Consider the following 22950-nt stretch of genomic DNA (forward strand, 5'->3'; position numbering starts at 1 on the left):
AGCCGGAAATGTTGAGAATGCTGTCGTCGCTGAAGGTCCTGTTCGCCGTGGACGCGCTGCATGAGCCGCGTTGGCGGTACGAGCCACAGACATGGCTGACCGATCCGCTTTCGCATCCCGTGCTGGACACGATGTCGGAGCGCGAACTTGGCGATGTTCCGTTCAGGCTGACGGCGCGGCGCACGGTGCATGAGACCGCTTCGTTGCATGGCTGCGGCGGACGCTGTTGAGCCAACGCCACGCTCACCGATCAGGCAACAGCGGGGACAAGCGCGGAGTTCCGCAATAGCACTGGCCTAACAAAGGCGGATTGTTTCGTCCGTTCGGACACTTATTGTGCGCTGCAATGACATCAGCCACGTCAACAGCGCTGCGCTTCGCTTTCGCCGGCATGATCGCCATGGCCGTCGCCATGGGTGTCGGCCGTTTCGTCTACACGCCGATCCTGCCCGGCATGATGGAAGAACTGCGTCTGACGCCGGCCGATGCCGGCTGGATCGCCTCCGCCAATTATCTCGGTTACCTCGTCGGCGCGCTGGCGGCGGGCGGCGGCTGGGCGCATGGGCGCGAGCGCCTGCTGATGCTGGCGGGTCTTGGCGCCAGCACCGTGCTTGCGGCGCTGATGGGGCTGACCGATGCGATGGCGGCCTTTCTCATCATCCGATTTCTAGCCGGCCTGGCCAGCGCCTGCGTCATGGTGTTCATGGCCAGCATCGTCTTCAGCCGCATCGCCGCCGCCGGTCGCGGCGATCTCCAGGCATGGCATTTCGGCGGCGTCGGCCTCGGTATCGCGATATCGGCGGTGATGATGGCGGTGCTGGTCACGGTACATGCCGGTTGGGCGGCGGGCTGGCTGTGGTCGGCGGCAATTTCGGCTTGCGGTTTCGTGCTCGTGGCGCTGTTGGCAAATGAGGGCCCGCTCACCGATGGCAAAGCCGCGGGCGAACCCGCATTGCCGAAAGACCGGTCGTTGATGAAGATCATCGTCGGCTACGGCCTGTTTGGCTTCGGTTATGTGGTGACGGCGACATTCCTGGTCGCCATAGTCAGGCAAGGCGGCGGTGGCCGCGTCTTCGAGGCTGTCGTCTGGATGGCCGCTGGCCTTGCCGCCTTTCCCTCGACCTGGCTCTGGCAGAAGATCGCCGCACGGATCGGGCTCCATGCCGCCTATGCGCTGGCGTGCCTGATCGAAGTCGTCGGCGTTGCCGCCAGCGTGGCGGTCGGCGGCCGCACCGGGCCGCTGCTCGGCGGCCTGCTGCTGGGCGGCACTTTCGTCGCCATCACCGCGCTTGGCCTTCAGGCGGCACGGCAGCAGGCGCCAAGGGCGCCCCGGCGCATCTTCGCCTTGATGACTGCTTCCTTCGGTCTTGGCCAGATCGTCGGCCCGATCGCCGCCGGGCTGCTGGCGCAGGCGTCAGGCGATTTCTTCCTCGCGTCCATCGCCGCCGCGGCCATGCTGGTCGCCTCCGGCGCCATCATATGGTCGGCTGCGCCAAAATCGCCATGATTTGCCGTCTTGCTCGAAGCCGGGCATCGGGCAGGCATTTTCTTTCCCACTAATGTGTGACCTTATGCCCGCTAAGCCCCGCTGATTTGCGCAGAGACCGAGGAATTCGCCACAGTGTTCGTATCTTTTTTCCCGCAGCCGAAGCTGTTTTTCTCTTCGGCGGCCGCCTGGAGCCTTGCGGCAATCCTGTTCTGGTTTTTCGGCGGTGAGCAACTGGGCGCTGTTTTCGGCCTGCCGGCGGTGGCGGCCGGCGTGCCGCCCATCATCGGCATCGCCGTGCTCGTCTCGAAACCGTTTCTCTGGTTCTATATCTACTTCGCGTTTTGCGTGATCGCTTTCTATGCGTTCTGGAGCTGGTATTCGCCGCATCCGTGGCAGCGCTGGTCGATCTTGATGACGGCGGTCATTTTGTTCTTCATCTATTTCAATGTGCAGGTCAGCGTCGCCGTCAACGCCTGGTACGGCCCTTTCTTCGATTACGTGCAGGGGCTGATGTCGGGGACCGGAACGTCGACAAACGGCGAATTTTATACCGGACTGGCCGACTTCTCGTGGCTCGCGCTGGTTGGCATGAACGTGCAGGTGGTCAACGCCTTCATCGTCAGCCACTGGATCTTCCGCTGGCGAACGGCGATGAACAACTACTTCGTTGAGAACTGGGGCAGGCTGCGCCACATCGAGGGCGCCTCGCAGCGTATCCAGGAGGACACGATGCGGTTCTCGCAGATCATGGAAGATCTCGGCTCCAGCTTCGTCCAGTCGATCATGACCCTGATCGCCTTCCTGCCGGTCATGATCCAGTTGCAGGCCCATATCACCGAGTTGCCGATCATCGGCACGGTCCCGCAGCCATTGGTCGTCGCAGCGCTGGCCTGGTGTCTGTTCGGAACGATTTCGGTCATGATTGCCGGCCTGAAACTTCCAGGGCTACAGTTCCGCAATCAGCGCGTCGAAGCGGCTTACCGCAAGGAACTCGTCTATGGCGAGGACAATGCGGACAGGGCCCAGCCCGCCACCACCGCCGAGCTGTTCGCGAATGTCCGTCACAACTATTTCAGGCTCTATTTCCACTACATCTATTTCAACGTCGTCCGGTACACCTACCTTCAGGCCGACAACATTTTCTCGCTGCTGATCCTGGGTCCGTCGCTGGTTGCGCACAAGATAACGTTCGGTGCGCTGAACCAGATCTCGAACGCATTCGGCAAGGTGACGGGCTCGCTGCAGTTTCTGCTCACCTCCTGGTCGACCATCGTCGAACTTCAGTCGGTCCACAAACGCCTGCGGGCCTTCGAGGCGACGTTGCTCGGCGAGCCGTTGCCTGAAATCGACCAGCGCTACCTGGCAAGGCAGGGCGCCGAGGATCCGGCCTAGGAGAACATCGAGGTTAGATGCGAAGCGGCCGGGCGGCTCAGCCGCCCACCGCCGGCTGCTTCTGGCCGGCATCCTGTCGCGAGGTATAATCGCGAAAACTGATGCATTCGACGTCGGCCTTGACGCAGACTTCTCCGGCAAAGCGCTCCAGCGCGTTCCAGTAGGCGCCGTCATTCATCAAGGCGAAGTGGAAGCCGAGCTCCAGTGGGACGCGCTTGCCCTGGTATTGCGCGTCGAAGGCGGCGCGGAAGGCGTCGTATGTCCGGCTGGCGAACTCGTCCGCCTGGCTCGGTCGCTCGAAACCGCCGGAATGCCTGACGTAGAGATTGTAATCCATGGCGATCACCGGCCTTGATTTCGGGCCTTCCGGAATCTGCGGCAGCGAAAAGCGCGTGATGCCATTGGCGGCTGCCGGCGGGACAGGCCCCTGCGAGACGCTGCTTGCATCGAACTGGTAGCCGGCGGCGGACAGTGCCGCGTAAAGCGCCTTGTTCGCCGACAGGTATGGCGCGCGAAAACCGACAACCGCATGCCGCGCGAAATCGCGCCAGCCCTGGGGTTCGGGCGCGATGCCGTTGATCGAATAGGCGTTCTCGAGAATGTGCTCGAACGAGCCGAATTCCTTCAGCCAGTCGGCCTTGCTCCAGTCCTTGCCGTCGAAATGGCCGCAGCCATGGCTGGCGATGTCGTGACCTTCCGAGGCCGCGAGCCCGATCTGCTCGAGCCGCTCGGTCACCTCCAGCGTGGAGGTGGCAAAGCCGATATTGGATTTGCCCGATGTCTTGCCCGGCGGCGTGTACTGGCTGCGTGTCTCCGGCGACAGCAGGAAGACGCAGGACAGAAAATAGGTGAAATGCGCGCCGCTGCGTTGCGCCAGCGCCCGGCTGCGCTTCCACTGCGAGATGTCGCGGGCGCTGTCGAACGAGATGATCACCACCTGCTTCGGCTTGGCCGGCGCTGGCGGCGCCGGCGGGTCGGCCCAGGCCCCACCGCAAACGGCGAGCGAGCCAAGCGAAAACGCAACAACGCGGAATGGACGAAGCATCGGCGATCTGATCTGGGTTCGGGGAAATGTCTGAAAGCCGGCTAGCGGGCAAATGTGGCTTCGGTGCGGTCGCTCTTTGTGGTCGCTTGGCGCGCGATACGCCGATTTTCCGGCCGAACCCCTTCCATGCCGACGAAATTTCGCTAAAACGCGGGCTCGTGAACCGCCCCGGCCCGGGGCAGGAATGGTTTTGATTGATGTCCGACGACAGTTTTATCCGTGAAGTCAACGACGAGATGCGCCGCGAACAGGCGCAGGCGCTGTGGGACCGTTTTGGTCCGGCCGTGCTCGTCCTGGCCGTTCTCGTGGTGCTCGGCACCGCCGCCTTCGTCGGCTATCGCTATTGGGACGAGACGCGCGCCAACCGTTCAGGCGATGCGTTCTCGCAGGCGCTGAAGCTCGCCAATGACGGCAAGAGCGACGATGCGCTGACCGCGCTCGACCAGCTGGAGAAGGATGGCTACGGCGCCTATCCGCTGCTCGCCCGCATGCGCGCCGCGACCGTCAAGGCGGACAAGGGCGACGCTGCCGCCGCCGTCAAGGATTTCGACGATGTCGCCGCCGACACCGCGATCCCCGCCGGCATTCGCGACATGGCGCGCCTCAGGGCCGCGCTGCTGCTTGTCGACCACGGCTCCTTCGCCGATGTCTCCAGCCGCGTCGAGGCGCTGACGTCCGACACCAACACGTTGCGCCATACCGCGCGCGAGGCGCTCGGCCTTGCCGCCTGGAAGGAAGGCAAGACGCAGGATGCTTTGAAATTGTTCGACCAGATCGCCTCCGATGACGGCGCGCCGCGCAACACGCGTGAGCGGGCAACGCTGATGTCCGAGCTGATCCGCGGCTCCGGCAGTGCGTCGTGACCTTCAAAGTCGCCATCATCGGTAGGCCTAACGTCGGCAAATCGACCCTTTTCAATCGGCTGGTGGGGAGAAAGCTGGCGCTTGTCGACGACACGCCCGGCGTCACCCGCGACCGTCGCGTCCACGCGGCAAAGCTCTACGACCTGCATTTCGACGTCATCGACACTGCGGGCTTCGAGGACGCCGCCGCCTCGACCTTGCCCGGCCGCATGCGCGCGCAGACCGAGATCGCCATCCGCGAGGCCGATCTGATCTTCTTCACCATCGACGCCAAGTCGGGCCTGCTGCCGGACGACAGGACCTTCGCCGAAATCGTGCGCAAGTCCGGCAAGCCGGTCGTGCTGGTCGCCAACAAGGCCGAGGCGAAGGGCGCGCAGGGCGGCATGCTGGAGGCCTGGGAACTCGGCCTTGGCGAGCCGATCCCGGTTTCGGCCGAACACGGCCAGGGCATGCCCGATCTGCGTGACGCGGTGATCGGCGCGCTCGGCGAGGCGCGCGCCTTCGGCGAGGACGAAGACGGCGAAGACGAAGAGATCGCCGCCGGCGAAGTGCTGATCGGCGAGGACATCGCCGACCCGGACGCCGAGGAAGCGCCGGCCTATGACGACACCAAGCCGATGCGCATCGCCGTCGTCGGCCGCCCCAACGCCGGCAAGTCGACGCTGATCAACGCGCTGATCGGCGAGGAGCGGCTGCTCACCGGACCGGAAGCCGGCATCACCCGCGATTCGATTTCCGTCGACTGGGACTGGCGCGGCCGCCGGATGAAACTGTTCGATACGGCCGGCATGCGCCGCAAGGCCCGGATCCACGAGAAGCTGGAAGTGATGTCGGTACAGGATGGCTTGCGCGCCATTCGCTTCGCCGAGATCGTCATCATCGTGCTCGACGCCACCATTCCCTTCGAGAAGCAGGATCTGCAGATCGCCGACCTGATCATCCGCGAAGGCCGGGCGCCGGTGATCGCCTTCAACAAATGGGACGTGATCGACCACCCGCAGGAGCTTCTGGCGGAGCTGCGCGAGAAGACCGAGCGGCTGCTGCCGCAGGCGCGCGGCATCCAGGCCGTGCCGGTCTCGGCCGAAACCGGGCGCGGCCTGGACAAGCTGATGGACGCGGTGCTGAAGACCCACAAAGTGTGGAACAGCCGCGTTTCGACCGGCAAGCTGAACCGCTGGCTGGAAAGCATCCTGGCGCATCATCCGCCGCCCGCCGTTGCCGGGCGCAGGCTGAAGGTCAAATATGTCACCCAGGCCAAGACGCGCCCGCCGGGCTTCGTTGTCCAGTGCTCGCGGCCGGACGCGATGCCGCAATCCTATGTCCGCTACCTCTCGAACAGCCTGCGCGAAGCCTTCGACATGCCCGGCGTGCCGATCCGCATAGCGCTTCGCACATCGGACAATCCGTTTGCCGGGCGGGCGAAGAAGCGCGGCTGAGTGCCGGCGCCGGCGATCCGTGATCACGTCGCGTTGCGCAAACCGTCGTCATTAGCCCGCGCGCCGTCGGGCAATGCCTGCCGCGCCGCGTCCAGCAATATGTCGGCGAGGCGGGCCGCGACCGGCTCGGGTTCGGCATCCCTGCTATAGAGGAACAACGCCAATTTGGGCAGTGCCGGCAGCCCGGCGATCTCGGGCGTCAACGTGCTGACGTTGGCCGGCAGGCCGATCTCGGTGCGGATCGTCAGCCCCAGTCCCGCCGCCACCGCCGCCCAGATGCCGCCAAGGCTCGGGCTGGAGAAGGCCATCCGCCACGACAGGCCGGCGCGGTCGAGCGTTTCCGTCGCCACGGTGCGCAACAGGCACGGCGCCTCGAACGCCACCAGCGGCAGCGGCTCGCCGTTGCGCGGGCTGGTCTCGATGCGCTTTGCCGGGCCGATCCAGCGCATCTGCACGTCGGCGACGTGCCGGCTATGGGGCAATGCCTCGCCGCTGTGCCAGGCGAGCGCGATGTCGAGATTGCCTGACGTGACCCTTTCGGCGAGCTCGTGGCTGCGCGCGATCCTGGCTTCGATCTTGACCCTGGGATGGGCGCGGGCGAAGCGGCCAAGCACTTCCGGCAACACCGCCTCGCCGAAATCCTCCTGCAGGCCGAGCCGCACCCAGCCTTCCAGCTCGACGTCGTGGATGGCGGCCGCCGCCTCGTCGTTCAGGTCGAGCAGCCGTCGCGCATAGCCGAGCATGGTCTCGCCAGCCTCCGTCAGGGCGAGGCCGCGCCCCGATTTGCGGAAGATCGGCGTTGCCGCCTGTTCTTCCAGTTTCTTCAACTGCGCGCTGATCGCAGAGGTCGACCGGCCGAGCCGGTCGGCGGCCTTGGCGAAACTCCCAAGCTCCATGCCGGTGACGAAACTTCTGAGAACGTCGAGGTCGAATGTTACGCGTCGCACGATTATCGTCCTAATTTTTGGAATTATCTATCCAAAACTTCCTGATTTTAGGGACGAAGTTATGGCGCTAAAGACGTCCCGTCAAGGCCAGGCCGCTGGCCCGCCACGGGAATGAAATCATGTCCGCCATCGTCGATTGCACCGGCCAAAAATCGTCTGAATGCCTGAAGCACGGGGCTGCCAACCCTGTCGAAAGGGCATTCAAGCCCGGGCACCGCTGGAAGGTCCTGGGCCTCGGCGTCGCCGCGAACGCCAGTTTCTCGGCCACGTTCGCCGGCATACCGGCCACGGCGGTCGTGCTTCGCCAGGGCTATCATCTGGGCAATGCCGAGCTTGGCCTGGCGCTCGGCCTGCTCGGGCTGGGGGTCGCGCTCAGCGAACTGCCCTGGGGCCTGCTCACCGACCGCTGGGGCGATCGCCGCGTGCTTCTGACCGGGCTCGGCGCGACGGCGGCCTGGCTCTTCGTCATGGCGATGCTCGTCGTGCCGACGAGGACCGATATCCCCGGCGTCACCCTGCTGTCCGCGAGCCTGCTCGTCACCGGGCTGCTCGGCGGCAGCGTCAACGGTTCGAGCGGCCGCGCCATCATGGGATGGTTTCGGGAAAACGAGCGCGGCTTCGCCATGAGCATCCGGCAGACCGCGGTGCCGCTTGGCGGCGGCCTCGGCGCGCTGGTCCTGCCGTCGCTTGCCCTGTCGTCCGGCTTTGCCGCGGTATTCGGCCTCCTGGCGGCGGCATCCGCTCTCTCCGCCCTGTTCGCCTGGCGCTGGCTGCACGAACAGCCGGCGGCGGGCGAGGGCCACGTCGCTTCGGCGGCTGTCGCTGGACCGGCGCCGCTGCGCAATGTCGAGGTCTGGCGCATCGCCACCGCCATCGGCCTGCTCTGCTTCCCACAGGTGGCGGTGCTCACCTTCGCGTCGGTGTTCCTGCACGACTTCGCCGGGCTGGGAACGGCGGCGATAAGCGCGAGCCTCGCCGCCGTCCAGATCGGCGCCATGGTCATGCGTGTCTGGAGCGGCCGCTTCACCGACCGCAACGGCAACCGCCGCCAGTTTCTCCGCTCGTGCAGTGCGCTCAGCGCGCTTGCCTTCTCGGTGCTGTGGTTGCTGGTTCTGGCCGGTCCCGTCCTGCCAGGCGGCCAGGTCGTATTTCCCCTGGTGCTGATTGTCGCAGGCATCTCCGTCTCCGCCTGGCACGGCGTCGCCTATACCGAGCTTGCCACGCTTGCTGGCGTCGGCCATGTCGGAACCGCGCTCAGCCTCGCCAACAGCTTCGTTTTCATCGGCTTCTTCCTGGTCCCGGTGGCCATTCCGGGGCTCCTGCACCTCTGGTCGTGGCCCGGCGTCTGGCTCGCGGCCGCCATCTGCGCACTGGGCGCCTGGCCGGTCTTCCTGCGGCCGGCCCGAACTCCCGCCGCAAAACCGCCCCAGTTCGAAACGACGACCCTGAGCCGACTGACAAAACCTGATCGAAGTCGTTAACGTCCCATCAAGGTTAATGCATCATTTTGCTCTCCAGTGGGGTCAGTAGCGTTCCTGGAGAGAGTTCCGTGCATCGACGTGTCTTGACGCGGCTTGTCGCCGCCGCCGGTGAGAAGAAGCGTGGCTTTCTGACGCCGTTCGTCGTCGGCCTCGGCATCTGGATCGGCTTTCCGACCGTCGCCGCCTACCAGGACATGACGAGCCTCGTTTCCGGCCTCGAAGCGTCGAGCGCGCGCTGGAATTCCTATGTCGAGAAATCCGTCGCCGGCTCGGTCCAGGCCGCCGAGATGCCGTTCGCCGATTCCGACATCACCGGTTCGATTTCCGGCTCCGGTGTCCGCCTCCCCGGTGTCGGCGCCGTATCGTTTCGCGGCAAGGGCGGCAAGGTCAGCGCAACGCCGGACGAGGCACGCGTCCTGCGCGCGGACAAGAAGGGCCGCGTCGTCCAAATGTCTCCCGTCGCCCCGCCGAAGAACTTCAATGCCGGGTCGATCTTCGAGCGCACCTCGTCCCTGACGCGGCCGAGCATGGATGGCGACCTGAAGATGGCCTTCGCCAAGCCGCAGATCAAAGGCAAAGAAATCCAGATCGCCGCGGCGTTCCATGCGCGTGAGGACAAGAAGCCTGATTCCGGCGTGCCGTCCATGCTTGCCGGCTTGGTCAACAACGACCATCCGGACGTGCTGGCGACCGCCTATGCGCAGTCCGCGCCCGACTATGCCAAGGCCTCGCCTTTCGAAGCGCTCCTGCAGGATGAGCAGCCGAATGATGGCCGCTTCATCCCGCCGATGGCCAAGGGCGATCATTCGTGGATCCAGACCCCGTTGCCGGCAAGCGTCTTTTCCCAGCCCGAGCAAAAGTGCCTGGCCAACGGCATCTATTTCGAGGCGAGGAGCGAATCCTTGCGCGGCCAGGCCGCCGTCGCCCAGGTCATCCTCAACCGCGTCCGCAATCCATCCTATCCGAACTCGATCTGCGGCGTCGTCTACCAGAACGACAACTGGTTCAATCGCTGCCAGTTCTCGTTCGCCTGCGACGGCAGGAAGAAGCGCATCGACAGCCCTGTCGCCTACAAGACCGCGCAGGACATCGCCATGGCCGTCAGCGCCGGCAAGATCTTCATCCCGGAGGTCGGGTCGTCGACCCATTACTACGCCCAATATGTCCATCCCGGCTGGGCGCGCACGATGCAGAAGATGACCAAGATCGGCCTGCACATCTTCTACCGCACGTACGGCGGCGGCTGGAGCTGAGTGCCCGCACGCCCGCGATCTTTTCGCGCGGTCCTGCGGCCGATCGAGGAGCCATTGTCCGGGGGATTCGCGCGACGCACCCCCGTCATCGCGGCGGGCACGATGTCGCACCTCTCTAATCCGCTGATTTCATTCACTAAAATACATGAGTATGAACTTCCGCCCGTGGCTTGACGGGCGCAAACCCTCTAACTATGTTGCCGGCGACTTTAGAAGCGGACGGACGGTGACGGTCTGACCGGGCAGGGGGGTTGCGATGGCCGAAAAGAATGGGCCAGGCGGAACCGGAGAAACCGGCCGCGGCAATCAGCATGAAACCGGCATCCGCGACGACGATCTTGAGCGACGTCGGCGTGAACTTGAAGCATCGCTTGCGACAAGGCTGCCGAACCGGCTCGAGGGGAAAGACGACGCGAAAGCGGGCAGTGTGGCCGGATATGGCCAGGCGCTCAAACTCTCCAGCGAGTTTATCGCCGGAGTAGTGGTGGGTGCCGGCATCGGCTGGATCATCGACCGGCTGGCGGGGACATCGCCATGGGGTCTGATCGTGTTTCTGCTGCTCGGGTTTGGCGCCGGCGTGCTCAATGTCATGCGTTCGGCGGGCGTTGTTGCTGAATTCGGGCAGGGCGACAGATCGCGCCGTGACCAGGACGACACGAAATGACCGCCCTTCATGTGCGGCAATGGTAACGAGGCCGCACGCGGCATTGACGGGGATTGAAAGTGGCAGCTGACAAGGTCGATCCGATCCACCAGTTCCATATCAACAAGCTGATACCGATCGAGATCGGCGGCTATGACCTGTCATTCACCAATTCGGCGCTGTTCATGGTCGCCACCGTGGTCGTCGCGGCGGCGTTCCTGTTCCTGACCACGTCGAGCCGCAGCCTTGTTCCCGGCCGGCTCCAGTCGGTCTCCGAAATGGCCTACGAGTTCGTCGGCAACATGTTGCGCGATGCCGCCGGAACCCAGGGCATGAAGTTCTTCCCCTTCGTGTTCTCGCTGTTCATGTTCGTACTGGTCGCCAACCTGCTCGGCCTGTTCCCCTATTTCTTCACCGTCACCAGCCACATCATCGTCACTTTCGGCCTCGCTGCCCTGGTGATCGCCACCGTCGTCGTCTACGGCTTCATGAAGCATGGGTTCGGCTTCCTGAAACTGTTCGTCCCGCATGGCGTGCCGGTGTTCCTGCTGCCGCTGGTGGTGCTGATCGAGGTCATCTCCTTCGTGTCGCGCCCCGTCAGCCTCTCGGTTCGTCTGTTCGCCAACATGCTGGCCGGCCACATCACGCTGAAAGTGTTCTCTGGGTTCGTCGTCAGCCTCTCCGCGCTCGGCGCGGTTGGCGTGGCGGGCTCGGTGCTGCCGCTGGCCATGGCCGTGGCGCTGACGGCGCTTGAACTGCTGGTCGCCTTCCTGCAGGCCTACGTCTTTGCCGTGCTGACCTGTATGTATCTCAACGACGCCCTGCATCCCGGGCACTGATCGAAAATTTCCGGCCCAAGAGTTTCCAACCTTGCCGCCGGAATGGAATAACAACGGAATTTCAGATCCAAAGGAGTTGAACAAATGGACGCAGAAGCAGCAAAGTACATCGGCGCTGGTATCGCTTGCCTGGGCATGGGCGGCGCGGGCATTGGCCTCGGCAACATCTTCGGCAGCTACCTCTCGGGCGCGCTGCGCAACCCGTCGGCCGCCGATGGCCAGTTCGGCCGTCTGATCTTCGGCTTCGCCGTGACCGAAGCTCTTGGCATCTTCTCGCTTCTCATCGCGCTTCTGGCCCTGTTCGGCTGAACCTCTGCGTTGATTGGACAGGCCGGCCGCGAAAGCGGTGGGCCTGATATCAGGGAATAGTCCATGTTCGTGACATCTGCCTTCGCGCAAGAGTCCGCGCCATCAGCCGACACCAGCCACGCTGCGACGGAAGGCGAAACGCATTCCGGCACCAGCGTGCCTGCCGAAGCGCACGGCACGTTTCCGCCGTTCGATCCTGCGACCTTCCCGTCGCAGCTTCTGTGGCTGGCGATCACTTTCGGGCTGTTCTACCTCTTCCTGAAACGGGTCGTGATGCCGCGCGTCGGCGGCATCATCGACGTCCGCAACGATCGCATCAGCCAGGACCTCGACCAGGCAGCCAAGTTGAAGGGCGAGGCCGACGCCGCCGTTGCTGCCTACGAGCAGGAACTGGCGGAGGCCAAGACCAATGCCAATTCGATCGGCCAGCTGGCCAACGATGCGGCCAAGGCCGAAGCCGAGACCGCGCGCAAGAAGGTCGAGGCCGCGCTCGATGAAAAGCTTGGCGCGGCCGAAGCGCGTATTGCTTCCATCAAGGCCAACGCCATGAAGGAAGTCGGCGGCATCGCCGAAGACACCGCCTCGGCGATCGTCGAGGCACTGGTCGGCGGCAAGGCCAGCAAGGCCGAGATCGCGGCCGCGGTCAAATCCGTGGCCCGGTGAGGAGCGCATCATGGACGCCACATCTCTAGCAACGCTCTGGGCAACGATTGCCCTGGTCATCTTCCTGGGCGTCGCCGTCTACATCAAGGTGCCCCGCATGATCGCGAAGGCGCTCGACGCCCGCGCCGCCAGGATCAGCAACGAACTCGACGAAGCGCGCAAGCTGCGTGAAGAGGCCCAGCAACTGCTCGGCCATTACCAGCGCAAGCGCAAGGAAGCAGAGCAGGAGGCCGCCGACATTGTCGCGGCCGCCAAGCGCGAGGCCGAACTGCTCGCCGCCGAAGCGCACAAGAAGACCGAGGACTACGTCGCCAGGCGCACCGCGCTTGCCGAGCAGAAGATCGGTCAGGCCGAGCGCGAGGCGATCGGCGAAGTGCGCGCCAGCGCCGTCGACATCGCCGTCGAAGCGGCACGCACGCTGCTCGCCGGCAAGATCGACGCCAAGGCCGGAGCGGAGTTGTTCAAGGCTTCGCTCGCGGACGTGAAGGCAAAGCTCAACTGAGCCGATCGCGTCAGGAATTGAAAAGGCCGCCCGGGAAACCTGGCGGCCTTTTTTGTTTCGGCTGGGATGATCTCCCCCCTCGAGGGGGAGATGTCGCCGAAGGCGACAGAGGGGGTCGGTACGTCCAGGCGCAACCTCTTATCCGGCAAAAAAGGATGTCGGCGCTTCACGCGCGGCGCCCCCCTCTGTCCTGCCCGTCCTCCGCAGCAGCTGCGCTGCAGCTACGGAGGGTGGACCGGACATCTCCCCCACGAGGGGGGAGATCGGCTGTCATCGCCGCTTTCGCCAATCTTCTCAGCTCAATCGAGCCCGTCGAAGCTCTCTTCTTCCACCACTTCCGTCCCGCCGAGCCTGAACGGTGCGAACGACACGCGGTGCAGCCGGGCGACCGGCCCGTGTGCTTCGATCGCCGTGCGATGCCGGACAGTGGCGTAACCCATGTGGGCCTCGAAACCATAGCGGTCGTGATGATTGCCGCAGCCGCACATCATGCGGTCGCGCATCACCTTGGCCACGATGGAGGCGGCCGCGATCGACTGCGAGCGCTGATCGCCCCTGATCAGCGCGCGCCCGGCGCAAGGCAGTCCGGGCGGCACGTCGCGGCCATCGGCGAGCGCGAGCTTCGGCTGAACCGACAAGCCGACCAGGGCGCGGCGCATCGCCTCCAGGCTGGCCTTCAGTATATTGCTGCCGTCGATGCCTTCGGCGCTGATCGACGCCATCGAAACACCCTGCGCTGAACCGAGAATGCGCAGGAATAGCGCCTCGCGCTGCAAATGGCTGAGCCGCTTGGAATCGTCTAGGCCTTCGGGGATGTTGGAGGGGTCGAGCACCACCGCCGCGGCGACCACCGGCCCGGCGAGCGGGCCACGGCCGGCCTCGTCCATCCCGGCCACCGGCCACAGGCCTTCGGCCATCGCCTTCGTCTCGAAGGAGAAATCGGGTTTCTCGACGATTTCGAAGAGAGGCGGAGAATCAGAACGCGCGCGAGCCATGTTGCGGCGAGGTTCGCATCGGCTCCGATTCTCCGCAAGTCCCTCCGGGTCGGGTGGGGCGCCGGACCGGGAGGGCACCGTCTGCAGGCCGGGGCAGGCCGGACGGGATTCAACAAGCGAAAGGCAAGTTTAGAGCAGCATCAACTGCTCCTGGTCCTTTCCGGCCGCGACGAACTGGTCGGTCCTGAGCGTGCGCCGCTCGGCATTGAGGCCGAGCCGCTTGGCGGTGATCTCGAAGCGCCGGCCGATCTGCCAGGCGTAGGGACCGGCGCCCTTCATGCGCTTGCCCCATTCCGAATCGTAGTCCTTCCCATCGCGCATCGAGCGGATCAGCGACATCACGTGACGGTAGCGGTCCGGATAATGGCGCAGCAGCCAGTCCTTGAAGATCGGGCTGACCTCCAGCGGCAGGCGCAGCACGACATAACCCGCCTCGCGCGCGCCGGCGGCACGGGCCGAATCGAGGATGCGCTCCATCTCCTGATCGGTCAGGCCAGGGATGATCGGCGCCACCATCACCGAAGCCGGAATGCCGGCATCCGAAAGCTGACGGATCGCCTCCAGCCGCTTGGTCGGCGTCGAGGCGCGCGGCTCCATGGTGCGCGCCAGCATGCGGTCGAGCGTCGTCACCGACAGCGCCACCTTGGCGAGCCCCCGTTCGGCCATGCGCGACAGTATGTCGATGTCGCGCGTCACCAAAGCGGATTTGGTGACGATGCCGACCGGATGGCCGCGCGCCTCCAGCACTTCGAGGATCTCGCGCATGATCCGGTATTGCTTCTCGATCGGCTGGTAGGGGTCGGTGTTGGTGCCGATGGCGATGGTGCGCGGCTGGTAGCCGTCCTTCGACAATTCCTTGTCGAGCAGCCTTGCGGCATCCGGCTTGGCGAACAGCTTGGATTCGAAATCGAGGCCCGGCGACAGGCCCATGAACGAGTGCGTCGGACGCGCGAAGCAATAGACGCAGCCATGCTCGCAGCCGCGATAGGGATTGATCGAGCGATCGAAGGAAATGTCGGGCGATTCGTTGCGGGTGATGATGGTGCGCGGCTTCTCGACCTGCACCTCGGTCTTGAACGGCGGCAACTCCTCCAGCGAATTCCAGCCATCGTCGAAGACATGCCGGCTGACCGGCTCGAACCGGCCGGAGGGATTGATGCCCGCCGACCGGCCGCGGTTGCGGTCCGGACGGATACGCACGCCGCTCTGTTCGATCATCGCGTTGGCCATCTCGGCTCTTCCTGCTCCGAAAGCCGCGATGTCGGCGCGCACGATCTGTTCCATCTTCGCCCGCTCCCAGGGACTGTCCATGTTGTGTCGGATTGCTCTGTTCATGAAAATAATCCTATCTCATGGATGAGAACAAAGCAAGAACTTTTTAATGCTGCCTTGCAAAAACTGGCGTCCGGCACGGCTTTCCGCTATTCGGCTACCAATGCTCAGTGTTCTCATCGAAACCCGCAATGACGAGGAGGCTCTCGCCCGAACGCTCGCCTCGCTGGTCGGCGGTGCGGTGGAGGGCGTGGTGCGCGAGGTCATCGTCTGCGATGCCGGTTCCACCGACCAGACGCATCGCGTCGCCGAGCATGCCGGCTGCCATTATGTGGCGAGTGGCGGCGTCGCTGCCGGCATCCGGCAGGCCAAAGGCGACTGGCTGCTCATCCTGGAGCCCGGCGCGCGGCTGGCGGAGGGCTGGATCGACGCCGTCATCGCCCACACCGCCAGGCAAACCATGGCGGCGCGATTCTCGCGGGCGCGCGGCAGCCGCATGCCGTTCCTGGCCCGGGTCTTTTCCGGAAACCGGGCCCTGGCCGATGGACTGGTGATCAGCAAGCGGCAGGCTGCCTCGCTGTCGAAGAACGCCGCCAGCGCCGAGGCGCTGGCGCGCGGCCTGGCGACGAAGCGGCTCGACGCCGAGATCTGGGTGGCGCCACCGAAACAGGGCGCGCGGAAGTGATTTTTTGCAACTGCACACTCTGTTGTGCATTGCACAAAATCTGACGGGAGGTTAGCGTCTCAGTCAGGCGGGTGAAATTTGGGTTTGGGTCATGCCGAGCGGTGGGCATCGATGCGCCATCGGTGCCGCTCTCATAACCGAGGACCCTATGAACCTTTCATCCCCCGACAACTCCGGTACCGCCAGTCTCGAGGCAATTGCGCGCAATGGCAGCCTGCTGCGCCGTATCGCCGTTCGCATTCCGACCTACCTGAAGGATTTGCGCGAAAATCCCGCCTGGCTGCCGATGTTCGTCCTGGCCCGCACCATGCCCGGGCGGCGGATGCACTGGCTGGGCGCAAAACGCGCCCGTCCGGCCGACAATGCGGGGGATACGATGTTCGCCGGCGTCGAGCGCAAGGCGGCGGTCGATGCGCTGCGCTCCGACGGTCTGTTTTCAGGCTTGGTCCTGCCGCCGGAAATCCATCAGGAGATCGCGAATTTTGCCCGGCGCACGCCTTGCTTCGGCAATTTCGACCGCCGTCTCGAGTTCATGCCGGACGAGCATGCCGAAGCCGAAAAACGTTTTGGCCGGCCGCTGCTCAGCGGGCATTATTTCGAACGTGTTCTCGACTGTCAGGCGGCACTCGCCATACAGCGCGATCCGCTGCTTCTCGACATCGCCGCGCATTATCTCGGCGGCCAGGCGAAACTCATCACCACGCGCGTCTGGTGGAGCTTTCCGACCGGTGCGGCCTCGGACGCCGACAAGAACCTTGCCTCGCTCGGCAAATATCATTTCGACCTCGACGATTGGCGGATGCTGAAGTTCTTCTTCTACCTGATGCCTGTCGATGCTGGCACCGGTCCGCATGTCTACGTCAGGGGCAGCCACAGGCGCCGCAGCCTCAAGCATCAACTGACGCTTCTCGTCGGCCATCCAGCCGAGGATGTGCTGAACGTCTACGGCGATGAGAGCCCGGTGACGCTGACCGGCGAGGCTGGGCTGGGCTTCGTCGAGGATCCGTTCGGCTTCCACATGGGCACCGTGCCGGCGCGCACGCCGCGGCTGATGATGGAAGTCGGCTTCGGTGTTTCGCGCCCCTCGCGCCGACGCTTTCACGGCGAGCCGGTCATCCGCTGAAACCTTGCGTCCGGGGACGCAGACCGGCGCTACGGAGCCGATTTGCCGCGCCGCAGATGCTCGTTTAGGCGCGGCATGATCTCGACGAAATTGCAGGGCATATGGCGATAGTCGAGCTGCGCCTTCAATATGCCGTCCCAGGCGTCCTTGCAGGCCCCGGGCGAGCCCGGCAGCACGAAGACGAAGGTGGCGTTGACGACGCCGCCGGTCGCCCGGCTCTGGATCGTCGAGGTGCCGATCTTGTCGTAGGAGATGCGGTGGAACACTTCCGAAAAGCCGTCCATGCGCTTTTCGAAGATCGGCTCCAGCGCCTCCGGCGTCACGTCGCGGCCGGTGAAGCCGGTGCCGCCGGTGGTGATGACGACATCGATCGCCGCGTCCTTCGACCAGCCGAGCACCTTGTCGCGGATCTTTTCGCGGTCGTCGGTGACGATATCGCGGGCGGCCAGGATGTGGCCGGCCTCGGTGATGCGGTCAGCCAGCGTCTGGCCGGATTTGTCGTCGGCGAGGCTGCGTGTGTCCGACACGGTCAGCACCGCGATGCGCACGGGAACGAAGGAACGGCTTTCGTCAGTTCTGGCCATCGGCGCCCTCCGATGCGATGCTGCGCGTCGCGGCGACGAACCAGTCGGGCTGGCGGGCGCGGATCTCGGCGGCCGCGCGCTTGGCGACGTTGCCGGTCTCGAACAGGCCGAAGCATGTCGCGCCCGACCCCGACATTCGCGAAAACCCCGATCCAGCCTTGTTCAGCCATGAAAGTGCCCTGCCTATGGCGGGCTGTAGCGCAAGAGCTGCCGGCTCAAGATCGTTGCGGGTGATCTCCAGCCAGTTGCGCAGGCTGTGAAAATCGATGCGGCGCGGCAGCGGCGGCAGGCCCTCATTGTCGCGCCGCGACAGCGCGTTGAATATTTCGGCCGTCGAGACGGGAGTGCCGGGATTGACCAGCACCAGCCCCAACGCCGAAAAATCCGGCACGATGGACAGCTCGTCGCCAATGCCGCGCGCGACCAGCGGCTTTGCCGCCAGGCACATCGGCAAATCGGCGCCAAGCGAGAGGCCGATCCGCGCCAGCGCGGCGTCATCGATGTCCAGGCCCCAGGTCTCGGCCAGCCCGCGCAGCACCGCCGCCGCGTCGCTCGACCCGCCGCCGACGCCGGAGGCAACCGGCAGGTTCTTTTCGAGCTTGATCGAAACCGGCGGCGTTCTCTCTGGTCCAGCCTGTTTTCGCAGGGCGTCGCGCGCCTGGAGCACGAGGTTGGCGGCGTCGAGAGGAACCGTCGGCGCGTAGCGGCCGGAAACGGTGAAATCGTCGCCGTCGGCAAGCGCGATCTCGACCCGGTCGCCGAAACGCGTGAACACCGCCAGGCTTTCGATCAGGTGATAGCCGTCGGGGCGCCTGCCCGTGACATGCAGCGCTAGATTGATCTTGGCGTGCGCGGGCCAGATGCGCGAACCGATATCGGTGTCCACGGCGTCAGTCGTCTGCGGAATGATGCTCAGTCCTTGGCCAGCCGGTATTCGCCGGTCTTCGGGTCCTTGACCAGCGTACCCATCGCGCCGTTCGCCGCCTGCTTTTCAGTGCGCCGCACCTTGGCGGTCACGCGCTCGGCTTCCCGGATGAAAGTGCGGTAGCCGAAATAGGCGGCGACGCCAACGACGGTGAAGAAAATGATCTGCGGCATGTCGAAACTCCTCCCACGCTAGGCCGGCGAAGGCGGCCGGTCGGGTCGGTTGATGCATGTCACCCAAAGCGGGTTCGGCTTTGGGGAAACGACATGCCTACGATTTCAAGCGCTCATGCTAGACGGTTTTGCATGGTTTTCAAAGCCCGAACCGAGCCCACAGCGCGCGCTCTTCCGCCGCATCGATGATGCCGCTGGCCGCGGCGGCGGCGATATCGGGCGCCGAAAAGCCCTGGCTCGACCCGAACAGGCCGAAGCGGCTGAGGAAACCGCGCGGCGCGGTGATCAGCTTGAGTTGGGTCTTCTCCCCGAACCTTGTCTTCAGCACCGTGCGCATGTCGCCGAGCGCGTCGACCAGGCCGAGCTCCAGGCCTTTCTTGGCGGTCCAGAACAGGCCGGTGAACAGGTCCGGATCATCCTTCAGCTTCGTGCCGCGCCGCTCCTTGACCAGATCGATGAAGGTTTCGTGGACCTCGAGCTGCAGCGCCTTCAGCCGTTCGACGTCTTCCTTCTTCTCGGGCTTGAACGGGTCGAGCACCGCCTTGTTCTGGCCGGCGGTGTGGACACGGCGCTCGACGCCGATCTTCTTCATCAGTTCGGGGAAACCGAACGAGGCCGAGACCACGCCGATCGAGCCGACGATGGAGGACGGATCGGCGAAGATTTCGTCGCCGGCGACCGCGATCATGTAGCCGCCCGATGCCGCGACGTCCTCGACGAAGACCAGAACCTTCTTGTTCTTTTCCGTCGCCAGGTCGCGGATGCGCTTGAAGATCAACCGCGACTGCACCGGCGAGCCGCCGGGCGAATTGATCGAGATGGCGACCGCCGGCGCGTCGAAGGAAAAAGCCTTTTCGATGAGGCCGGCGGTGGAGGCAAGCGACAGCGTCGGCCGGAACTGGCCGCCCCCGGCCATGATGGTGCCGTGCAGCCGCATGACCGGAATGGTGACGACGCTGGAACGCCAGGATTTAGGCAGCAGGCGGTTGAAAAAGCGCTTCACGATGGCGAGGTCTCCGGCCGGTGGGTTGCAGGCATGTAGGAATTCCCCGGCCAACGGCAATGTGGCCGGCGACAATAGCTCAATCTCCGAACAGCGAGGCGAGACCGTTGGCGATCATTTCGCTGCGCTCGTCCGGCCCGTTGCCGGAGCGCGCATGCAGCATCAGCGGCGGGCGGATGGCGAGTTTTCCGCGCGCGCCGAGCGCCGCCCGCACGATGATGCGGATCGCCGCCGCATCGGGGCGCGGGTGGACGGCGAGCATCTCGGCGTCGCCGAAGCGGCCGGCAAGCGCGCCGAGAATGGCGCCGAGCTGTTCGGGTCGCGCAATGACGGCAAGCCCGCCGCGCGGCCTGACCACGGCCGCCGCACTGCGGATCCAGCTCTCGAACAGCCCGTCCTCCATCACATGCGCTTCCTTTCTCAGCCGGTCTGGTGTGGCGCGGTCCCGGGAAGCGTTGAAAGGCGGGTTCATGATGACGAAATCGAAATCATTGTCGGCGAGACCGGCCGCCGCGCGCGCCCGGCCCGACACCGTGACGTCGGCGACCAGCACCGAGGCGCGGTCGCTGAGATGCGCGTTGCCGGGATGGGCAAGGGTGGCGGCTGCGAAACGTGCCATTTCCGGCGCGCGCTCGACGAGCACGGCCTCGGCGGCCGGGCAGCGAGACAGCACCGCAAGCCCGGCGGCCCCGGCTCCTGCGCCGAAATCGGCGAGGCGCCCGCCAAAGGCGGATGGCACGGCCGCCGCCAGCATCATCGCATCCATGCCGGCGCGATGGCCACCCTGCTTGGGCTGCACGAGCCAGAACCGGCCGCGATGAAAAGCGTCGACCGTGTGGGCCGGCGTGTCCGAAACAAGGGCGGCTGGCGCGGCTGACATTATTTTCCGCGGATCTCGTTGGCGATGCCGGCATCGGTCAGGATGCGCCGCGCCGCGTCGGCCTGGTCGGCGTCGACCATGATGCGCCGCGGCAGGATCCCGAGCGAACCGTCGAGCACGCTCATGTTCTGGTCGGCGACGAAGCAGCCGATGCCGGCATCGCGCATCAGCGATTCGACAAAGGAGATGATGACCGCGTCGTTGGTGCGAATGAGCTCTATCATCGGGCGAAACTCTCAGTTTGCGGCACTTCTGTAAACGGGCAGGCGGATTTGCCTGGCGAAGAAGAACTTCCTTGGCGTCGGTCGGCACGCCGTCGTCATCGCCGCGCCAATTCGCCTCTTGCCGTGGCCATGTCCGCAGCCCTAGAGTCCATGCGGGATCAAGGGTGCCGTCGCACGCGTTATATCAAGACGGGAGAGTTTGTCGTGGGTGTCGTTCTCAACATCGAAAACGGGAAGCGGGAACCCGCGTCCATCAAGGACCTGATCGACCTGACAGCGGCCGATATGGGGCGCGTCAACGAATTGATCCTGTCCAAGGCCGGCTCCGACGTCGAGATGATCCCGGAGGTCGCCAATCACCTGATCTCGTCCGGCGGCAAAAGGCTGCGGCCGATGCTGACGCTCGCCGCAGCCCAGATGTTCGGTTATGCCGGCGAGGGCCATGTCAAGCTCGCCACCTCGGTCGAATTCATGCACACCGCAACGCTGCTTCACGACGACGTCGTCGACGAGAGCGGCATGCGGCGCGGCAAGAAGACCGCCCGCATGATCTGGGGCAACCAGGCGAGCGTGCTGGTCGGCGATTTCCTGCTCGGCCAGGCCTTCCGCATGATGGTCGATGTCGGCTCGCTGGAAGCGCTCGATATCCTGTCGAGTGCGGCCTCGATCATCGCCGAGGGCGAGGTCATGCAGCTTGCGGCCGCCAAGAACCTCGAAACCACCGAGGACGAGCATTTCGCCGTCATCAAGGCCAAGACCGCGGCGCTGTTTTCGGCCGCCGCCGAAGTCGGCCCCGTCATCGCCCAGGCGACCCGCAACGACCGTGCGGCGCTGCGCTCCTACGGCATGAATCTCGGGCTTGCCTTCCAGCTCATCGACGATGCGCTGGATTATGGCGGCACCAGCAAGGATCTGGGCAAGAATGTCGGTGACGATTTCCGCGAGGGCAAGGTAACCTTGCCGGTCATTCTCGCCTACCGGCGCGGCACCAAGGCCGAGCGCACTTTCTGGAAGCGCGCCATCGAGGACAATGTCACCGATGACGCCGGCCTGGAAAATGCGATCGGCCTGATGACCCGCCACGGCGCCATCGCCGACACCATCGGACGCGCCCGCCATTTCGGCGAAATCGCCCGCGACGCGCTGGCGCCGCTGGAAGCAACGCTGCAGAAATCGGCGTTGATCGACGTCATCGATTTCTGCATCAGCCGGGTGAACTGAAGCCGCCTCAGCCGGGCTCCGGCTACTTCGTTTTTCCAGGCAACACCATCGCGGCGAACAGGCTGATGACGATGCACGCTCCTGCACGGCCTTTCCGTGCAGGCGCGTGACGGCGTGCCGAAGAAGCGCCATGCAGGGGCTGGACGCAAGACTGGCAGAGCGCCCCTGACTTACAGCGCCGTTTTTAAAGCAGTTGTGAAAGCCGGTCCCACCCGTCTCGACAAGACGCCCCGCCGCAAATTATCTATAAAACATGGCAAAGGGCACGGACGACACCATCGCGGTGCGCATCAGCAAGGCATTGGCGGACCGCATCATCTCCGGCGCGATCGAACCGGGCGCTCGGCTTCGGCAGGATCATGTCGCCGAGGAGTTCAACACCAGCCATGTGCCCGTGCGCGAGGCCTTCCGCCGGCTCGAGGCGCAAGGCCTCGCCGTCAGCGAGCCGCGCCGCGGCGTGCGCGTCGCGGCCTTCGATCTGGGCGAGGTCAAGGAAGTCGCCGAAATGCGGGCCGCGCTCGAAGTGCTGGCATTGCGCCATGCCGCGCCGCATTTGACAGCGGCCATTCTCGACCAGGCCGAGGAGGCGACCAAGGCCGGCGACAAATCCCGCGACGTCAGGTCATGGGAAGAAGCCAACCGCGCCTTTCACCGCTTGATCCTGGCGCCGTGCGGCATGCCGCGCCTGCTTGCCACGATCGACGATCTCCACGCCGCGAGCGCGCGCTTCCTGTTCGCGGCATGGCGCTCGGAATGGGAGGCGCGCACCGACCAGGACCACCGGGCGATCCTGGCCGCCTTGCGGCAGGGAAACACCGAATCGGCGGCGGTGACGCTGGGGCGGCATGTCCAATGGATCGGCCGCAAACCGGTCAAGACAGCCTCCGGGACCACGCGGGAAGCGTTCGCGATCGTGGGCTAGGGGTTGTTGAGAATCAGGATTCCACTTTCGCCCTTTGAGTGATTCAAGCCTCATTTTGGAGGTTTTGATGATTCGAACGGT

Annotated in this window: 26 protein-coding genes; 16 read left to right on the top strand and 10 right to left on the bottom strand. The window is 64.9% G+C overall.

Going from position 1 to position 22950, the window contains the following annotated elements:
* The first annotated feature begins 8 nt into the window (after window positions 1-8).
* From NKJ26_RS10630 to sbmA, 3 genes are all read left to right on the top strand, one after another.
* A complete protein-coding gene (locus NKJ26_RS10630) occupies window positions 9-230 on the top strand; it encodes a hypothetical protein (RefSeq protein ID WP_352695210.1) in 222 nt (73 codons plus the stop codon).
* A gap of 116 nt (window positions 231-346) precedes the next feature.
* Window positions 347-1507, top strand: coding sequence for a YbfB/YjiJ family MFS transporter (locus NKJ26_RS10635; RefSeq protein ID WP_352695211.1), 1161 nt, complete (start codon window positions 347-349; stop codon window positions 1505-1507).
* A gap of 114 nt (window positions 1508-1621) precedes the next feature.
* A complete protein-coding gene (gene sbmA / locus NKJ26_RS10640) occupies window positions 1622-2881 on the top strand; it encodes a peptide antibiotic transporter SbmA (protein WP_352598759.1) in 1260 nt (419 codons plus the stop codon).
* A gap of 37 nt (window positions 2882-2918) precedes the next feature.
* Here the strand turns inward: sbmA and NKJ26_RS10645 are convergent, their stop codons facing one another.
* Entirely contained in the window at window positions 2919-3926 is a 1008-nt protein-coding gene (locus tag NKJ26_RS10645; RefSeq protein ID WP_352695212.1) for a polysaccharide deacetylase family protein, read from the bottom strand.
* Between the two features lie 197 nt (window positions 3927-4123).
* On the opposite strand from NKJ26_RS10645, the gene NKJ26_RS10650 reads away from it, so the two are divergent.
* A complete protein-coding gene (locus NKJ26_RS10650) occupies window positions 4124-4789 on the top strand; it encodes a tetratricopeptide repeat protein (RefSeq protein ID WP_352695213.1) in 666 nt (221 codons plus the stop codon).
* Window positions 4786-6225 (top strand): ribosome biogenesis GTPase Der, encoded by a 1440-nt coding sequence (gene der, locus NKJ26_RS10655; RefSeq protein WP_352695214.1) that lies wholly within the window; start codon window positions 4786-4788, stop codon window positions 6223-6225. The genes NKJ26_RS10650 and der overlap by 4 nt, the downstream gene beginning before the upstream one ends.
* Window positions 6226-6248: 23 nt before the next feature.
* On the opposite strand, the gene NKJ26_RS10660 is transcribed toward der, so the two are convergent.
* On the bottom strand, window positions 6249-7172 hold the full coding sequence (locus tag NKJ26_RS10660; protein ID WP_352695215.1) for a LysR substrate-binding domain-containing protein: 924 nt from the start codon (window positions 7170-7172) through the stop codon (window positions 6249-6251).
* Between the two features lie 119 nt (window positions 7173-7291).
* Here NKJ26_RS10660 and NKJ26_RS10665 point away from each other — a divergent pair, with 119 nt between their 5' ends.
* The 7 genes from NKJ26_RS10665 (at window position 7292) to NKJ26_RS10695 (ending at window position 12862) form a co-directional block, all read left to right on the top strand.
* Complete coding sequence (locus NKJ26_RS10665) at window positions 7292-8653, top strand: MFS transporter (protein ID WP_352695216.1); 1362 nt, start codon at window positions 7292-7294, stop codon at window positions 8651-8653.
* A 68-nt stretch (window positions 8654-8721) separates the two neighbouring features.
* Window positions 8722-9906 (top strand): cell wall hydrolase, encoded by a 1185-nt coding sequence (locus NKJ26_RS10670; protein ID WP_352695217.1) that lies wholly within the window; start codon window positions 8722-8724, stop codon window positions 9904-9906.
* Between the two features lie 256 nt (window positions 9907-10162).
* Complete coding sequence (locus NKJ26_RS10675; protein ID WP_352598752.1) at window positions 10163-10570, top strand: AtpZ/AtpI family protein; 408 nt, start codon at window positions 10163-10165, stop codon at window positions 10568-10570.
* Between the two features lie 59 nt (window positions 10571-10629).
* Window positions 10630-11388: a F0F1 ATP synthase subunit A gene (locus tag NKJ26_RS10680; protein WP_352598751.1), complete on the top strand. Its 759-nt coding sequence runs from the start codon at window positions 10630-10632 to the stop codon at window positions 11386-11388.
* 84 nt (window positions 11389-11472) lie between these two features.
* Entirely contained in the window at window positions 11473-11697 is a 225-nt protein-coding gene (locus NKJ26_RS10685) for a F0F1 ATP synthase subunit C (RefSeq protein WP_013896722.1), read from the top strand.
* Between the two features lie 63 nt (window positions 11698-11760).
* Window positions 11761-12360, top strand: a complete 600-nt coding sequence (locus NKJ26_RS10690) for a F0F1 ATP synthase subunit B (RefSeq protein WP_352695218.1) — start codon at window positions 11761-11763, stop codon at window positions 12358-12360.
* A 10-nt stretch (window positions 12361-12370) separates the two neighbouring features.
* Window positions 12371-12862: a F0F1 ATP synthase subunit B gene (locus tag NKJ26_RS10695; protein ID WP_027023007.1), complete on the top strand. Its 492-nt coding sequence runs from the start codon at window positions 12371-12373 to the stop codon at window positions 12860-12862.
* A gap of 299 nt (window positions 12863-13161) precedes the next feature.
* On the opposite strand, the gene rnhB is transcribed toward NKJ26_RS10695, so the two are convergent.
* Both rnhB and NKJ26_RS10705 read right to left on the bottom strand, forming a co-directional pair.
* Window positions 13162-13857 carry a ribonuclease HII gene (gene rnhB / locus NKJ26_RS10700; RefSeq protein ID WP_352695219.1) on the bottom strand — a complete coding sequence of 232 codons (696 nt, stop codon included), beginning with the start codon at window positions 13855-13857 and terminating at the stop codon, window positions 13162-13164.
* A gap of 129 nt (window positions 13858-13986) precedes the next feature.
* Window positions 13987-15141, bottom strand: a complete 1155-nt coding sequence (locus tag NKJ26_RS10705) for a PA0069 family radical SAM protein (protein ID WP_352695240.1) — start codon at window positions 15139-15141, stop codon at window positions 13987-13989.
* 151 nt (window positions 15142-15292) lie between these two features.
* Here NKJ26_RS10705 and NKJ26_RS10710 point away from each other — a divergent pair, with 151 nt between their 5' ends.
* Together NKJ26_RS10710 and NKJ26_RS10715 are read left to right on the top strand one after the other, a co-directional pair.
* Window positions 15293-15814, top strand: coding sequence for a glycosyltransferase (locus NKJ26_RS10710; RefSeq protein WP_352695220.1), 522 nt, complete (start codon window positions 15293-15295; stop codon window positions 15812-15814).
* Between the two features lie 148 nt (window positions 15815-15962).
* Window positions 15963-16937, top strand: coding sequence for a hypothetical protein (locus NKJ26_RS10715; RefSeq protein ID WP_352695221.1), 975 nt, complete (start codon window positions 15963-15965; stop codon window positions 16935-16937).
* Between the two features lie 29 nt (window positions 16938-16966).
* Here NKJ26_RS10715 and moaB read toward each other — a convergent pair whose 3' ends face one another.
* From moaB to NKJ26_RS10745, 6 genes are all read right to left on the bottom strand, one after another.
* Window positions 16967-17521, bottom strand: coding sequence for a molybdenum cofactor biosynthesis protein B (gene moaB, locus NKJ26_RS10720; protein ID WP_352695222.1), 555 nt, complete (start codon window positions 17519-17521; stop codon window positions 16967-16969).
* The gene (locus NKJ26_RS10725) at window positions 17508-18407 is read right to left on the bottom strand and encodes a 4-(cytidine 5'-diphospho)-2-C-methyl-D-erythritol kinase (protein ID WP_352695223.1); all 900 of its coding nucleotides are present in this window, start codon (window positions 18405-18407) and stop codon (window positions 17508-17510) included. Before NKJ26_RS10725 ends, moaB begins: the two co-directional genes overlap by 14 nt.
* A gap of 26 nt (window positions 18408-18433) precedes the next feature.
* Window positions 18434-18619: a membrane protein gene (locus tag NKJ26_RS10730; protein ID WP_027023000.1), complete on the bottom strand. Its 186-nt coding sequence runs from the start codon at window positions 18617-18619 to the stop codon at window positions 18434-18436.
* Between the two features lie 139 nt (window positions 18620-18758).
* Complete coding sequence (locus NKJ26_RS10735; protein WP_352695224.1) at window positions 18759-19622, bottom strand: S49 family peptidase; 864 nt, start codon at window positions 19620-19622, stop codon at window positions 18759-18761.
* A gap of 79 nt (window positions 19623-19701) precedes the next feature.
* Window positions 19702-20502 carry a tRNA1(Val) (adenine(37)-N6)-methyltransferase gene (locus NKJ26_RS10740; RefSeq protein WP_352695225.1) on the bottom strand — a complete coding sequence of 267 codons (801 nt, stop codon included), beginning with the start codon at window positions 20500-20502 and terminating at the stop codon, window positions 19702-19704.
* Window positions 20502-20726: a putative signal transducing protein gene (locus NKJ26_RS10745; RefSeq protein ID WP_091576439.1), complete on the bottom strand. Its 225-nt coding sequence runs from the start codon at window positions 20724-20726 to the stop codon at window positions 20502-20504. Before NKJ26_RS10745 ends, NKJ26_RS10740 begins: the two co-directional genes overlap by 1 nt.
* A 204-nt stretch (window positions 20727-20930) precedes the next feature.
* Here NKJ26_RS10745 and NKJ26_RS10750 point away from each other — a divergent pair, with 204 nt between their 5' ends.
* Both NKJ26_RS10750 and NKJ26_RS10755 read left to right on the top strand, forming a co-directional pair.
* Entirely contained in the window at window positions 20931-21947 is a 1017-nt protein-coding gene (locus NKJ26_RS10750) for a polyprenyl synthetase family protein (RefSeq protein WP_352695226.1), read from the top strand.
* A 253-nt stretch (window positions 21948-22200) separates the two neighbouring features.
* Entirely contained in the window at window positions 22201-22869 is a 669-nt protein-coding gene (locus NKJ26_RS10755) for a GntR family transcriptional regulator (protein WP_352695227.1), read from the top strand.
* The last annotated feature ends 81 nt before the right edge of the window (window positions 22870-22950 follow it).

This window comes from Mesorhizobium sp. M0152 (assembly GCF_040322415.1).
Taxonomy (GTDB): Bacteria; Pseudomonadota; Alphaproteobacteria; order Rhizobiales; family Rhizobiaceae; genus Mesorhizobium.